Origin of the sequence: Microbacterium sp. 22215 (assembly GCF_052045655.1) — a bacterium.
Lineage (GTDB): Bacteria > Actinomycetota > Actinomycetes > Actinomycetales > Microbacteriaceae > Microbacterium > Microbacterium phyllosphaerae.
The window spans coordinates 59,297-72,547 of sequence record NZ_JBQEPC010000005.1; the positions used below are offsets into that span (position 1 = coordinate 59,297).

At 67.4% G+C, this 13,251-nt stretch carries 14 protein-coding genes; 7 read left to right on the plus strand and 7 right to left on the minus strand.

What is annotated here, in order from left to right; translation table 11 throughout:
- The first annotated feature begins 151 nt into the window (after positions 1-151).
- Positions 152-598, plus strand: a complete 447-nt coding sequence (locus ACTJKH_RS09895) for a VOC family protein (protein WP_440736752.1) — start codon at positions 152-154, stop codon at positions 596-598.
- Here ACTJKH_RS09895 and ACTJKH_RS09900 read toward each other — a convergent pair.
- A complete protein-coding gene (locus ACTJKH_RS09900; RefSeq protein ID WP_440736753.1) occupies positions 595-1,023 on the minus strand; it encodes a DUF1761 domain-containing protein in 429 nt (142 codons plus the stop codon). The two genes, ACTJKH_RS09895 and ACTJKH_RS09900, sit on opposite strands and share 4 nt — an antisense overlap.
- Positions 1,024-1,161: 138 nt before the next feature.
- Here ACTJKH_RS09900 and ACTJKH_RS09905 point away from each other — a divergent pair, with 138 nt between their 5' ends.
- Both ACTJKH_RS09905 and ACTJKH_RS09910 read left to right on the plus strand, forming a co-directional pair.
- The gene (locus tag ACTJKH_RS09905) at positions 1,162-2,823 is read left to right on the plus strand and encodes a glycoside hydrolase family 13 protein (RefSeq protein ID WP_259160637.1); all 1,662 of its coding nucleotides are present in this window, start codon (positions 1,162-1,164) and stop codon (positions 2,821-2,823) included.
- A gap of 89 nt (positions 2,824-2,912) precedes the next feature.
- Entirely contained in the window at positions 2,913-3,920 is a 1,008-nt protein-coding gene (locus ACTJKH_RS09910) for a LacI family DNA-binding transcriptional regulator (protein ID WP_056310203.1), read from the plus strand.
- 10 nt (positions 3,921-3,930) lie between these two features.
- On the opposite strand, the gene ACTJKH_RS09915 is transcribed toward ACTJKH_RS09910, so the two are convergent.
- Positions 3,931-4,272: an ArsR/SmtB family transcription factor gene (locus ACTJKH_RS09915; RefSeq protein ID WP_440736754.1), complete on the minus strand. Its 342-nt coding sequence runs from the start codon at positions 4,270-4,272 to the stop codon at positions 3,931-3,933.
- Positions 4,273-4,350: 78 nt separating this feature from the next.
- Here ACTJKH_RS09915 and ACTJKH_RS09920 point away from each other — a divergent pair, with 78 nt between their 5' ends.
- Positions 4,351-5,691, plus strand: coding sequence for an FAD-dependent oxidoreductase (locus ACTJKH_RS09920; RefSeq protein WP_440736755.1), 1,341 nt, complete (start codon positions 4,351-4,353; stop codon positions 5,689-5,691).
- Positions 5,688-6,092 (plus strand): arsenate reductase ArsC, encoded by a 405-nt coding sequence (locus tag ACTJKH_RS09925; RefSeq protein ID WP_440736756.1) that lies wholly within the window; start codon positions 5,688-5,690, stop codon positions 6,090-6,092. Before ACTJKH_RS09920 ends, ACTJKH_RS09925 begins: the two co-directional genes overlap by 4 nt.
- A gap of 128 nt (positions 6,093-6,220) precedes the next feature.
- On the opposite strand, the gene ACTJKH_RS09930 is transcribed toward ACTJKH_RS09925, so the two are convergent.
- The 3 genes from ACTJKH_RS09930 to fdxA are packed head-to-tail and all read right to left on the minus strand — an operon-like array spanning position 6,221 to position 7,732.
- Entirely contained in the window at positions 6,221-6,850 is a 630-nt protein-coding gene (locus ACTJKH_RS09930; RefSeq protein ID WP_440736757.1) for a superoxide dismutase, read from the minus strand.
- 37 nt (positions 6,851-6,887) lie between these two features.
- Positions 6,888-7,409 (minus strand): flavin reductase family protein, encoded by a 522-nt coding sequence (locus ACTJKH_RS09935; protein ID WP_440736758.1) that lies wholly within the window; start codon positions 7,407-7,409, stop codon positions 6,888-6,890.
- Positions 7,406-7,732 carry a ferredoxin gene (gene fdxA, locus ACTJKH_RS09940; protein WP_440736759.1) on the minus strand — a complete coding sequence of 109 codons (327 nt, stop codon included), beginning with the start codon at positions 7,730-7,732 and terminating at the stop codon, positions 7,406-7,408. The genes ACTJKH_RS09935 and fdxA overlap by 4 nt, the downstream gene beginning before the upstream one ends.
- A gap of 78 nt (positions 7,733-7,810) precedes the next feature.
- Between fdxA and soxR the strand changes: the two genes are divergently transcribed.
- Together soxR and ACTJKH_RS09950 are read left to right on the plus strand one after the other, a co-directional pair.
- Positions 7,811-8,296, plus strand: a complete 486-nt coding sequence (gene soxR / locus ACTJKH_RS09945) for a redox-sensitive transcriptional activator SoxR (RefSeq protein ID WP_440736760.1) — start codon at positions 7,811-7,813, stop codon at positions 8,294-8,296.
- Positions 8,297-8,833: 537 nt separating this feature from the next.
- The gene (locus ACTJKH_RS09950) at positions 8,834-9,538 is read left to right on the plus strand and encodes a hypothetical protein (RefSeq protein WP_440736761.1); all 705 of its coding nucleotides are present in this window, start codon (positions 8,834-8,836) and stop codon (positions 9,536-9,538) included.
- 342 nt (positions 9,539-9,880) lie between these two features.
- Here the strand turns inward: ACTJKH_RS09950 and ACTJKH_RS09955 are convergent, their stop codons facing one another.
- Both ACTJKH_RS09955 and ACTJKH_RS09960 read right to left on the minus strand, forming a co-directional pair.
- Entirely contained in the window at positions 9,881-12,127 is a 2,247-nt protein-coding gene (locus ACTJKH_RS09955) for a glycoside hydrolase family 3 N-terminal domain-containing protein (protein WP_440736762.1), read from the minus strand.
- Entirely contained in the window at positions 12,127-13,251 is a 1,125-nt protein-coding gene (locus ACTJKH_RS09960) for an ABC transporter permease (protein WP_440736763.1), read from the minus strand. The genes ACTJKH_RS09955 and ACTJKH_RS09960 overlap by 1 nt, the downstream gene beginning before the upstream one ends.

Here is a 13,251-nt window from a genome sequence, read left to right on the forward strand (position 1 = left end):
CTCGGTCTGAACAGCGGTCCGAGTGCGGGCCCCGCAGGCGACCAGGAGGTCACGAGCAAAATGCTGGCATACCAGGAAGTCTCTTCGGAAGTGGCAAAGGTCTAGATCTTGCCGCTTCTGCGATGTCCGGCATCGCGGGTAGCATCCGGCCATGCCCATCACACTGGAGAACGTCGGCATCGCCGTGCGCGACCTCGAGGCGACCATCGCCTTCTTCACCGACCTCGGCCTCACGGTCATGGGGCGCGACGAGGTGAGCGGCGAGTGGGCCGACACCGCCGTCGGGCTCGACGGCAACCACGCCAGGATCGCCGTGCTGCAGACCCCCGACGGGCACGATCAGCTCGAGCTCTTCGAGTACATCCACCCCGAGGCGATCGAGACCGAGCCGACGCTGCCGAACGAGATCGGGATGCACCGGGTCGCGTTCTCGGTCGACGACATCGACGAGTCGCTCGCCATCGCCGCCCGGCACGGGTGCCGTCCCCTCCGCGGCGTCGCGAACTACCAGGGCGTCTACAAGCTCACGTACCTGCGCGGACCCAGCGGCATCCTCGTGATGCTCGCGCAGGATCTGACGAAGAACCCGGGGATCTAGCCGAGCGCCGGCGGCCACACCCCGATGAGCACCGCCATGACCACGATCGTGACGAGCTCGTGCGCGATGTTCATCGTGGTCAGTGCCGTCGGGCGCCCCTCGAATGCGTCGTGCGTGATGAAACGGGCCGCCGTGAACCCTGCCCACAGCAGCACTCCCGTCACCACCGCCGCCCAGAAGAACGACCCCTCGTAGAAGTGCCAGGCGATGGCGGCTGCCCCGGCGAGCACCCACGACGTGATGAAGCTCACGATCACGGTCGTGATGATCGCCATGGTCGCGCTCGAACCCGGGCGATCCATGTCGACGTTCGCGAGCTTCGACCAGCGGGTGCCGAACACCTTCGGCGAGTACCAGACCGTGCCGACGATCATGCTCGACGCCGTGGCGATGAGGACCGCCCAGTAGTTGATCTCGGGAACCATGACAGCCTCCAGTGCTCGGATGCCCGAAGCATACTCCCGGGCTGCAAGGAGGCCTGAAGCGCCGCGGAATATCGGATGCCCGAATCGATTCGATTCCGGCCCTGGCAATCATGTAAGCGTTTGCACTAATCTGTTGCCATGGCACAGCTTGAGCAGATCGCAGCCCCCGGTTCCGAGTGGTGGCGCAGCGCGGTCATCTACCAGATCTACCCCCGTTCGTTCGCCGACGCCTCGGGCGACGGCATCGGCGACCTGCCCGGCATCACCAGCCGACTCGACTCCCTCAAGGAGCTCGGCGTCGATGCGATCTGGCTGAGCCCGTTCATGACGAGCCCGCAGCGCGACGCCGGCTACGACGTGGCCGACTACCGCGACGTCGACCCGCTCTTCGGCACGCTCGATGACTTCGACACGATGCTGAACGAGGCCCACACACGCGGCATCCGCGTCGTGGTCGACCTGGTTCCGAACCACTCGTCGGCGCAGCACGCCTGGTTCCAGGAGGCCCTGAAGGCAGCCCCCGGCAGCCCTGAGCGCGCGCGGTACATCTTCCGCGACGGCAAGGGGAAGAACGGCGAGCTGCCGCCGAACAACTGGGAGTCTGTCTTCGGCGGCGGCATGTGGGAGCGCATCACCGAGGCCGACGGTACTCCCGGCCAGTGGTACCTGCACATCTTCGACCCCACGCAGCCCGACTTCGACTGGAACAACGAAGAGGTCCGTGAGGAGTTCCGCTCGATCCTGCGCTTCTGGCTCGACCGCGGTGTCGACGGCTTCCGCGTCGACGTGGCCCACGGCATGATCAAGGCCGACGGCCTGCCCGACTACACCCCGCCGGCGGATGCCGACTCGATGGGTGGCGGCGAGGCGAACGTGCCGTACTGGGGCCAGGACGGCGTGCACGAGATCTACCGCGACTGGCACCGGGTGCTCGCCGAGTACGACGGCGACCGCGCACTGTGCGGCGAGGCGTGGATGCCGACGCTGAAGCAGACCGCCCTCTGGGTGCGCCCCGACGAGATGCACCAGACCTTCAACTTCCCGTACCTGATGACTGAGTGGGATGCGAAGGCCCTGGGCGACGTCATCCGCGAGTCGCTCGACGCGTTCGGTGCCGTCGGCGCTCCCAGCACCTGGGTGCTGTCGAACCACGACGTCGTGCGCCACGCCTCCCGCCTCGCGCTGACCGACGACAACCCGCAGGGTGAGGGCATCGGCCCGAACACCCCGCACAAGCCCGACACTGCGATCGGCCTCGCCCGCGCCCGCGCGGCGACGACCGTGATGCTCGCGCTCCCCGGATCCGCGTACCTGTACCAGGGTGAGGAGCTGGGCCTGCCCGAGGCGATGGAGATCCCCGACGCGTTCCGTCAGGACCCGACCTGGTTCCGCACCAACGGCGAGCGCTACGGGCGCGACGGATGCCGCGTGCCGCTGCCCTGGGAGGCCGACGCCCCGGCGTTCGGCTTCAACGAGACCGGCGCTTCGTGGCTGCCGCAGCCGGCCGACTGGGCGTCGTACTCGCGTGACGTCGAGGAGGTCGACCCCGCGTCGACGCTCGCGCTGTACAAGCGCCTGCTCGCCGGACGCCGCGAGTACGGTTTCGGCAGCGGATCACTGGTCTGGGAGGACGCGGGAGCGGATGCAGTGGCCTTCCGCCGCGGCGACGTGCACGTGCTGGCGAACCTGGGCACCGAGCCGCTCCCCCTGCCGGCAGACGCATTCGTGATCCTGCAGAGCCAGCTGTTCGACGGCGGCGCCGTTCCCGTCGACACCGCTGTCTGGTACACCACGGCGTAACGTCGCACCCGTTCCGGTCGCAGTTCGCGCCGCCCACGGCACAGCGTGACGGCACGAACTGCGACCGGAGCGGCCCAGAGAGGATTCCCATGGCGAGCATCGATGAGGTCGCCCGGCTCGCCGGGGTGTCGACGGCCACGGTCTCGCGCGCGCTGAGCGGCCGAGGACACGTGTCGGAGTCCGCGCGCCTTCGCGTGCAGGAGGCCGCATCGGCGCTCGGCTACGTCGTCTCGTCTCGCGCCTCGAGCCTGGCGTCCGGCCGCACACGCAACATCGGCGTCGTCGTGCCCTTTCTCGATCGCTGGTTCTTCAGCACCGTGCTCTCGGGCGTCTCCGCCGCTCTGATGCGCGAGGGCTACGACATCACGCTCTACAACATCACCGCCGACAAAGACGTGCGCCGGCATGTGTTCGACACGTTCCTGCGCCGCCAGCGGGTGGATGCGGTGATCGCGGTGTCGATCGAGCTCGACGACGACGAGACGCAGTACCTGCTCGATCTCGGCCTGCCGGTGATCGCCATCGGCGGACCGAACCCGAAGCTCGACACCCTCACGGTCGACGACGTCGCCGTCGCCCAGCTCGCCACCGAGCATCTGATCAGCCTGGGCCACCACGACATCGCGCACATCGGGGCGAACCCCGAGTTCGACATCGACTTCCACATCCCGACGAACCGTCGTCTGGGTTTCGAGAAGGCGCTGGCGAAGGCCGGCATCCCCCTGAATCCTGCCTTCCTCGAACCCGCCGACTTCACGGTCGAGGGCGGTTATCGTGCCGCGAAGCAGCTGCTCGGTCGTCCCGGCCCTCGCCCGACCGCCGTGTTCGCGGCGTCTGACGAGATGGCCATCGGCGCCCTGCTCGCCGCGCGCGACCTCGGCTTCGCGGTGCCCGAAGACCTCTCGATCGTCGGCATCGACGGCCATGAGCTCGGCGAGTTCTTCCGCCTCACGACCGTCGACCAGTTCCCTCTCGGGCAGGGCGAGCGGGCAGCGGATGCCGTGCTCGCCAAGCTCGCCGAGGGTGACGCCGCCGGCATCCCCGCGGCACTCCCCTACGAACTGAACGTGCGAGGAACGACCGCGCGGCTGGTGTGACCTGCAGCGATCAGACGCCGCGCAGAGCGTCTCCTGCCGCATCGAGCGCGCCGTCCGCGAGCGCGAAGTAGGCCCACTTGCCGCGCTGCTCACGGGTCACGAGACCGGCGTCGGCCAGCAGCTTCATGTGGTGAGACACGGTTCCCTGCGAGAGCCCGACCGGATCGGTGAGATCGCAGATGCAGGCCTCGCCGCCGTCGGCCGACGAGATCAGCGAGAGCAGGCGGATGCGCGTCGGGTCACCGAGCGCCTTGAACAGCCGGGCGATGCGCTCGGCCTCGGCGAGGGGCAGAGCGGATGCCGTGCGCGGCGCGCAGCAGGCCGTGTCTGCGAGGGTCACCGGAAGCGTCATGCCGACATCCTCTCACGCATTGACAATCTTCGATACGTACCGGATGCTTCATATTGACGTTCATCGATTCGAGGAGTAATGGTGCCAGACCTTCCTGTCGTCGTCATCGGAGCGGGACCCCAGGGCCTGGCCGCAGCAGCCCACCTGGTCGAAAGGGACATGGATGTCGTGGTGATCGAACGGGGCGCCGCTGCAGGTACGGCCGTATCGGAATGGGGACACATCCGACTCTTCTCCGCGTGGCCCGAGCTGATCGACTCCGCCTCCCGGCGCCTCCTCGAACCGACCGGGTGGGCCGCGCCGTCCACCGGCTACCCGACCGGGAGCGCCTGGGTGTCGGGCTACCTCGCCCCACTCGCCGAGGCTCTCGGCGGCCGGGTGCGGTTCGACACGAAGGTGACCGGGGTGTCGAGGCAGGGCCGAGACAAGGTCGTCGACAGCGGTCGGCGAGGCCGCCCCTTCGTCGTGCACACACGCGACCGCCACGGAGCCGAAGGGCGGGTCCTCGCGAGTGCCGTCATCGACGCCAGCGGCACCTGGGGAACACCGAACCCGGCCGGCGCCGACGGCTACCCCGCGGTCGGCGAGAGCACGGCATCCGACCTCATCTCGTACCGGGTGCCGGACGACGTCTCGTCCCTCGCCGGGTCGCACGTCGTGGTCGTGGGCGCCGGGCACTCGGCGACGCACGCAGTGCTTCGGCTCACGGATCTGGCCCGACGCTCTCCCGGCACCCGGGTGACCTGGCTGCTGCGCCGCGGCAGTGCGGCCTCGGCGCTCGGCGGAGGAGTCGGAGACGGGCTGCCGGAGCGCGCAGCACTCGGCACACGGGCGCGGCGAGCCATCGATGCCGGGAGAGTCGACGTGGTCACGGGGTTCCGTGTGTCGGAGTTCCGACGCGACCCTGACAGCCTGGTGGTCATCGCGGAGGACGGGCGCGAGATCGACGGCGTATCGCGCGTGTTCGCACTGACGGGATTCCGCCCCGACATCGAGATCCTGCGTGAACTGCGCATCGACCTCGACGCGTCACTGGAGGCGGTCGCCGGGATCGCGTCCGAGATCGACCCGAACATCCACTCGTGCGGATCCGTCGGCGCGACGGGTGCCCGACAGCTCGCCCAGCCAGAGCAGGGATTCTTCATCGTCGGAGTGAAGTCGTACGGACGAGCGCCGACCTTCCTCGCGCTGACCGGCTTCGAGCAGGTGCGCAGCGTCGTCGCCCATCTCGCCGGCGATCACGAAGCCGCCTCACGCAACGAACTCGTCCTGCCCGAGACGGGGGTCTGCGGCGGGTCGGGTGACTTCGACACGGCATCCTCCGGCGCAGGATGCTGCGCGGCACCGTCGGTCCTGCAGATCGGCAGGACACCCACCGCCCTCGACCCCGCCCGCTCGCTTACCCTGGAGACATCATGACCGACAGCATCCCCTCCGTCCTCTTCGTGTGCGTGCACAACGCGGGACGCTCGCAGATGGCGGCCGGGTTCCTCCGGGACTTCGTGGGCGACCGCATCGAGGTGCGATCGGCCGGTTCCATGCCCGCCGATCAGATCAACCCGATCGCGGTCGAGGCGATGAGTGAGCTCGGCATCGACATCACCGCCGAGGCGCCCAAGGTGCTGACGACCGAGGCCGTGCAGGCATCCGATGTCGTGATCACGATGGGATGCGGCGACGCCTGCCCGTTCTTCCCCGGCAAGCGGTACGAGGACTGGGAGCTCGACGACCCGGCCGGGCAGGGCATCGACGCCGTGCGGCCGATCCGCGACGACATCCGCCGCCGCATCGAAGCACTCGCGGGCGAGCTGCTCGCCTGACGCGTCCGGCACCGGCGCACACGTCACGAATGGCTGGGGATTCCCCGCCGGGCCGGTCGATGCCGTGGCATCCGCCGGCCCAGCGGGATTCCGTCAGCCGCATGAACAGCCGACCGGGCGCGAGGGGGTCAGCGGGCGACGATGAGCCCTGCGGTCTTCTCCTGCACGGCCTGGAAGCGGCGCTGCACGTCGGTCCAGTTGACGAGCTCCCAGAACGCCTTGACGTAGTCGGCGCGCACGTTGAGGTAGTCGAGGTAGTACGCGTGCTCCCAGACGTCGAGCTGCAGCAGCGGCGTGACACCGAGCGGCGCGTTGCCCTGCTGATCGAACAGCTGGAAGATCACGGGGCGGCCGCCGACGCTGTCCCAGGCGAGCACGGCCCAGCCGGAGCCCTGCACACCGAGCGCGGTCGCCGTGAAGTGCGCGCGGAAGGCGTCGATCGAGCCGAACGCGTCGGTCAGCGCCGCCTCGAGCTCTCCTTCGGGGTTTCCGCCGCCGTCGGGCGACAGGTTCTTCCAGAACACCGAGTGGTTGATGTGCCCGCCGAGGTTGAAGGCGAGGTCCTTCTCGAGCTTGTTCACGGCGGCGAAGTCACCGGAGTCGCGGGCCGCGGCCAGCTGCTCGAGGGCCGTGTTGGCGCCGGTCACGTAGGCCTGGTGGTGCTTCGAGTGGTGCAGCTCCATGATCTTGCCGGAGATGTGGGGGGCGAGAGCCGAGTAGTCGTAGGGCAGCTCGGGGAGGGTGTACGGAGAGGTCATGCGTGTTCCTTTCGTCGGACTTCGGTTCTGGGTGCGTTCAGTTCTCGTCGTGCGGCAGCGTGTGGAATCGGCGGTCGAGGTAGACGAGCGGTCGACCCGGCCGCCCGAGCAGCACCTCGTCGATCTCGGCGACCACGACGGTCGATGAGCCGACCGCGACCGTCGACATCGTGTGGCCGCGCATCGCCGCGCGCGCCTCTGCGAGGTACGGCTCACCGGTCGGAAGGGTGCTCCACCCCTGTTCGGGGGTGAAGCGGTCGGCGCCGCTCACCGCGAAGCTCTGCGCCAGAGCCGAATGCTCGTCGTCGATCAGGTGCACGACGAACGACTCGGCGTTGAGGATCGAGCCCGCGCTGCCGGTGGCCCTGGTCACCGAGAACACGATCGCGGCGGGGTCGACCGCGACGGACGCAACACTCGATGCTGTCAGCCCGACCGGGCCGGCGGGCGTCATCGCGGTGATGATCGCGACTCCGGCCGGATGCGCGCGGAAGGCGGCCTTGAGCCCCTCACCGACCTCGGAGGGGACCGGCGCTGCGGGATGCTGGTCAGTGGTCATGCGGGTGTCTCCTGGGGCGGAAGTGCGGTGATGATCGGGTGGTCGCGTTCGATGATGCCGAGCTTCGCCGCGCCGCCCGGCGAGCCGAGATCATCGAAGAACTCGACGTTGGCCTTGTAGTAGTCCTGCCATTCGTCGGGCAGGTCATCCTCGTAGTAGATCGCCTCGACGGGGCAGACGGGTTCGCACGCGCCGCAGTCGACGCATTCGTCCGGGTGGATGTACAGCGAGCGTTCACCCTCATAGATGCAGTCAACCGGGCATTCGTCGATGCACGCACGGTCCTTGACATCGACGCACGGCAGCGCGATCACGTAGGTCATCGGGCTCTTCCTGTCGTAGTCACGTGTTCCACGGTAAGACCTCAAGTACGCTTGAGGTCAAATCGAGGGGAGACCTCCGTGACCGAAGAGTCAGATTCTGAACGAGCCGCGCACGGGCCCGACGAGCCGCTGACCATCGGCGAGATGAGCAGACGCACCGGCGTCGCGCCGTCTGCACTGCACTTCTACGAGAGCCTGGGCCTGATCGCCTCCACGCGCACCGCCGGAAATCAGCGCCGTTACGCGCGTCACATGCTGCGACGGGTCTCGCTCATCACGGTGGCGAAACGGCTCGGCATCCCCCTCGCCGACGTGCAGCATGCGTTCTCCGACGTGCCCCTGACCCAGACACCGAGTCACGCGGACTGGCAGCGGGCATCGAGACGCTGGAAGCGCGAGCTCGAGAAACGCCGCGAGGGAATCGAACGTCTCGAACGCGAACTCACCGGATGCATAGGCTGCGGGTGCCTCTCGATGAAGGCGTGCGGCCTGCTCAACCCCGACGACGCCCTCGGCAGTCAGGGCGCGGGGCCTCAGCGCCTGCGTGACGAGGACGACGACTGAGGCGTACATCAACGCATGTTGACGGGCTTCGCGACGAGGAGATCGGTCAGTGGACGGAGCGGCCGGAGATCCTAATCGCTCGCCAGGATTTTGTTTGTCGGCCAGACGCCCTACAGACACGGAGCGAACGAATCCGAGATGCTGAGGCTTCCGGTTCTTCAAGGAGATAAATAATGACAAAGAAGTTCTTGACGGCATTCTCAGGCGGGGCTATGGCGGTGGTGGGCCAGGGCGATCATCAGAAGCATCGAACCCCAGATCACGCAGCACCGCCCAATCCCGATGACCGAGCCGGAAGTGATACATTCCATTTATGACGGTGTGGATCGTGTACTTGGAAAATACTCCTGGTTTCATCGGCGTGTTCGACGTTGAGGATGACGCGTACGAATTCCAAGAGAAGTACGCAGCTGACAGCGGCCACTCAGTTCTGCTCACCCCTGTCACAGTGCCCTATCGGGCCGCAGGAACAAATGCAACTCTCTACTCACAGTAGACGCCAAGAGCGCGCAACGCGATTCAATCGGATCGACTATCTTGAAACAATTTCGACTGATCAGAATAAGGTATTCAAAGATGAGGCACCTTCACGACCGCAAAGTCGGTCTGCTTATCACCGGATCGCTGATCCTCGGGATCATAGCGGCGGGCAACCCGGCCTACGCGGACTCCTCGGGGAGCGATAAGCTCGATCTCCCGTCGCTCACAGCGACAAGTTCGGAGGACGTCCCGGACGAGTATCTCGTTTACCCAGATGGAACGCCACTTCCGGCTGATGCTTCGGTAATGACGGACGCGGAGATGGATGCGCTCGGATCGGACACGAAGATCAGCACTCCTGATTCGACGCCAGGCGCGACTGCGAAAGCGACGGTCGTGGGAAACTGCCATTTCGCGGTGGGAAATATGTGGAAACGATCCTCCGCAAAGGGGCTGCCCTACGGCGGAGCGGGCGCGAAGCCAGCTATTTCTAGTTGTTGGGGAGCGGTCACCAAGACGTACATCAGGTCAATCGTGTTCATGCATAATGGGTGGCTTTGGGTTCCCGTGACCAATGCGTTCGAGAGTTTTGGCACCTGGAACATGGAGCAGAAAAGTGTCCTTTATGCATGCAATGGGACGGGTCAGCATACGTTCCGCGTTGTCTCGTACTTCAAAGCCTCCGGGGCGAAGGATGTCATCGCTGCGGAAGCTCAGCTCAGCTCAGCTCAGCTCAGCTCAGCTCAGCTCAGGCGATTATAGGCTCCAGTGCGGTTAGAGGACTACTCGACTTTATGACGCGTTGAGAAATTGCCGCACAGAACCGGGGTCATTGAACGACAGGTGCGACCCGGGCGTCGTCACCGGACGTAGAGCACAGAACGCCGAGGGCCCTCACGGGTCCTCGGCGTTCTGGGTTTCCCGGCTTCCGCCTGATGAGGTGCACTACGCCGGCACTCGATGCGAGAAGCGCAGCGGCAGAAAGGAGGCGCATGGATGGCGGCACATCCGGCAGCGGGCGTCGGCAGTCAGGGAGCAGGGCCTCAACGCCTCCGTGACGAGGACGCCTGAGCGCCCTCGTCACGGTACTTCGCGGGCGAGCGGTCAGGCGACGGTGAACGCGGCACTCAGCAGCACGTCATCCCGCGAGCTCGGGCCGACGAGCAGCTCGAACGCACCCGACTCCACGAGGCGGATGCCGGCGGCATCCACGATCGAGCACTCTGCGACCGGCAGCTCGAGGCGCACGCGCGCCGACTCGCCCGGTGCGAGGTCGACCTGACGGTAGGTCTTGAGCTCCTTGTCGGCCCAGCTCACGCTCGTGACGGAGTCGCGCACGTAGACCTGCACGGTCTCGCGCGCGGGGCGCGCGCCGGTGTTCGTGACAGTCACCTCGGCGACGATCGTGTCGTCGTGACCGAGCACCTCGGTCGCCAGCGACAGGTCCGAGTACGAGACGGTCGAGTACGACAGACCCTCGCCGAACGCCCAGGCCGGAGACTGCGTGAGGTCGGCATAGCGGTCGCCGTGCTGTCCGCGGATCTGGTTGTAGTAGGTCGGCTGCTGGCCGACGTGGCGGGCGAACGAGATCGGCAGGCGGCCTGACGGCTCGACCGAACCCGAGATGATCTCCGCGAGTGCGCGGCCTCCCTGCATGCCCGGGTTCGCCGCCCAGATGACGGCGGCGGCCTTCGCGGCGGAGGCGGGGAGCACGAGCGGCTTCGAGGCGAGCAGCACGATCACCACGGGCGTGCCGGTCGCGATCAGCGCGTCGAGCAGGGCGTTCTGTCCGCCGATCAGCTCGAGCGTCGCGGTCGAGCGCCCCTCGCCGACGAGCTCGATGCGGTCTCCGACCACGGCGACGACGACGTCGGATGCTTCGGCAGCCGCCACGGCTTCTGCGATGAGCACGTCATCCGCCGGCGCCGGCACGACCACGGAAGGACGCGGCTGCCCGTCGGGGAACTTCGCGCCGCGGGGGTCGTCCTCGAGAGTGAGGATCTCGGCACCGCGGGCGTGCGTGACCGACCATCCGTCGACGCCCGAGAGCCCGTCGAGCACCGTCGTGATCATCTCGCGCGGCTGCCCGTCGAGCCATCCGGCCTGACCCGATCCACCGGCCCAGTCGCCGAGCTGCGTCTGGGCGTCATCGGCGAGCGGACCCACCACGGCGACCTTCAGGGGAGCCGCGGCGTCGAGCGGCAGCACACCGTCGTTCTCGAGCAGCACGATCGAGCGGCGAGCGGTCTCGAGGTTGAGCTCCGCGTGCGCGGCGCTGCCGACCACGGCATCCAGCTCGTCCTGCGGCAGCCGAGGGTTCTCGAACAGGCCCAGCTCGAACTTCAGGGTGAGGATGCGCGCGACGGCGTCGTCGAAGGCATCCTCGGCGAGGAGGCCATTCGACACCGCCTCGAGTGCGCCCTCGAAGAAGCCGGGGGTGTTCATGACCATGTCGTTGCCGGCGGTCACGGCCGCGGCCGAGGCGTGCGCGTAGTCGGGCTGCACATGCTGTTCCCACACCATGCGGCCGACGTTGTCCCAGTCCGTGATGAGCGTGCCGGTGTAGCCCCACTCGCCCCGAAGCACGTCGCTGAGCAGCCAGTCGTTGACCGTGATCGGCACGCCGTCGGTGGTCTGGTAGCCGAGCATGAACGTGCGGCACCCTTCGCGGGCGACGCGCTCGAACGGCGGCAGGAACCACGACCGCAGCTTGCGCCGAGAGATGTCGGCCTCGCTCGCGTCGCGCCCGCCCTGCGTCTCGGAGTACCCGGCGAAGTGCTTGGCCGTGGCGAGGATCGCTGTCGGGTCGTCGAGGCCCTCGCCCTGGTACCCGCGCACCATCGCCGAGGCGAGTTCACCGATCAGGAACGGGTCTTCGCCGAACGTCTCGTCGATGCGGCCCCAGCGAAGGTCGCGCGCGATGCACAGCACCGGTGAGAAGGTCCAGTGGATGCCGGTCGCCGCGACCTCGACCGCGGTGGCCCTGGCCACCTTCTCGACCAGCTCGGCGTCCCACGTCGCGGCCATGCCGAGCTGAGTCGGATAGATGGTCGCGCCCGGCCAGAACGAGTGGCCGTGGATGCAGTCCTCGCCGACGAGCAACGGGATGCGCAGACGCGTCTGGGAGGTCAGCTCGTTCGCCCGGATGATGCGCTCGGGCGAGGTGTGCAGGATCGAGCCGACGTGCTTGCCCAGCACGTGGTCGTCGAGGTCGTCGCGGGCGTCGAGCTGCAGCATCTGCCCGACCTTCTCCTCGACCGTCATGCGATCGAGGAGGTCGGCGACGCGCGCCGCGATCGGCAGTTCGGGGTCGAGGTACGGCAGGGATTCGGTCAGGGTCTGAGAGGTCATCACTCGGCGTTCTGTGTCTTCGTATCGGTCGTCGTCTGGGTCGTCGTCGCTGTCGCCGCGCTCTGCACGGTACCCGAGTCGGTAGTCGGCACGCTGCGCACCGCCGTCACCGGGTCGTTCACGTTGAGGCCCTTCTTCTTCATCGCGCGGGCGCGCTCCCCCGCCGACCGCAGCCTCGGGTTGACGTACTCGTCGATGCCGAAGTTGATGAGCGACAGGGCGACGCCGATGATCGCGATGCAGAGACCTGCGGGCACGTACCACCACCAGAGCCGAGGGAACGCGCCGTTCTGCTGCGCCCAGAACAGGATCGTGCCCCAGTTGAGGTTGCTCACCGGGATCACGCCGATGAAGGCGAGCGTCGTGAGACCGAGGATCGCCGCGGTGACGGTGCCGACGAAGCTCGACGCGATGAGCGCCATGAGGTTCGGCAGCATCTCGACCGTGATGATGCGGTGCAGCGGTTCACCGTTGGCTCGGGCGGCCTGGATGAAGTCGCGGTTGCGCAGCGACATGGTCTGCGCCCGCAGCACGCGCGCGCCCCACGCCCAGCCCGTGAGACCCAGCACCGCGGCGATCACGATGAGCGGCGGGTTCTCGAACTGCGAGGCCACGATGATGATCAGCGGGATGCCGGGGATCACGAGGAACACGTTCGTGAGAGCCGAGAGAGACTCGCTCTTCCACCCGCGCACGTAACCCGCGATGACGCCGATCGTGATGGCGATGACCGTCGCGATGATCGCCGAGAGGAAGCCGACGACGACCACGCCGCGGGTGCCGAAGATCAGCTGGCTCAGCACGTCCTCACCCATGTGGGTGGTGCCGAGCCAGTGATCGAACGACGGCGGCTGCCGCAGGGCCGTGCGATCCTTCTGCGTGGCTCCGTACGGCGCGAGCAGCGGCGCGAAGATCGCGATCAGCACGAACACCCCGAGGATGATCAGGCCGGCGATCGACTTGGGGTTGCGGAACATCGCGAAGGACTGCGCGAGCTGTGACCAGAAGGTCTTGCGGGCAGGCGCCGCATCGCCCGCCGTGCGGAACGTCGCGGTCTCGGGCATCCCGGTGGGGATCGCGCTGCCGTCTGGCGCTGTGGTGTCGGTCGAGGTGGGAACGCTCAT

What these genes read in the sequence shown, in the direction of transcription:
- ACTJKH_RS09895 (WP_440736752.1), top strand. Translation starts at nt 152, where the DNA reads ATGCCCATCACACTGGAGAACGTCGGCATCGCCGTGCGCGACCTCGAG.
- ACTJKH_RS09900 (WP_440736753.1), bottom strand. Translation starts at nt 1,023, where the DNA reads ATGGTTCCCGAGATCAACTACTGGGCGGTCCTCATCGCCACGGCGTCG.
- ACTJKH_RS09905 (WP_259160637.1), top strand. Translation starts at nt 1,162, where the DNA reads ATGGCACAGCTTGAGCAGATCGCAGCCCCCGGTTCCGAGTGGTGGCGC.
- ACTJKH_RS09910 (WP_056310203.1), top strand. Translation starts at nt 2,913, where the DNA reads ATGGCGAGCATCGATGAGGTCGCCCGGCTCGCCGGGGTGTCGACGGCC.
- ACTJKH_RS09915 (WP_440736754.1), bottom strand. Translation starts at nt 4,272, where the DNA reads ATGACGCTTCCGGTGACCCTCGCAGACACGGCCTGCTGCGCGCCGCGC.
- ACTJKH_RS09920 (WP_440736755.1), top strand. Translation starts at nt 4,351, where the DNA reads ATGGTGCCAGACCTTCCTGTCGTCGTCATCGGAGCGGGACCCCAGGGC.
- ACTJKH_RS09925 (WP_440736756.1), top strand. Translation starts at nt 5,688, where the DNA reads ATGACCGACAGCATCCCCTCCGTCCTCTTCGTGTGCGTGCACAACGCG.
- ACTJKH_RS09930 (WP_440736757.1), bottom strand. Translation starts at nt 6,850, where the DNA reads ATGACCTCTCCGTACACCCTCCCCGAGCTGCCCTACGACTACTCGGCT.
- ACTJKH_RS09935 (WP_440736758.1), bottom strand. Translation starts at nt 7,409, where the DNA reads ATGACCACTGACCAGCATCCCGCAGCGCCGGTCCCCTCCGAGGTCGGT.
- fdxA (WP_440736759.1), bottom strand. Translation starts at nt 7,732, where the DNA reads ATGACCTACGTGATCGCGCTGCCGTGCGTCGATGTCAAGGACCGTGCG.
- ACTJKH_RS09955 (WP_440736762.1), bottom strand. Translation starts at nt 12,127, where the DNA reads ATGACCTCTCAGACCCTGACCGAATCCCTGCCGTACCTCGACCCCGAA.
- ACTJKH_RS09960 (WP_440736763.1), bottom strand. Translation starts at nt 13,251, where the DNA reads ATGAGCGTTCCCACCTCGACCGACACCACAGCGCCAGACGGCAGCGCG.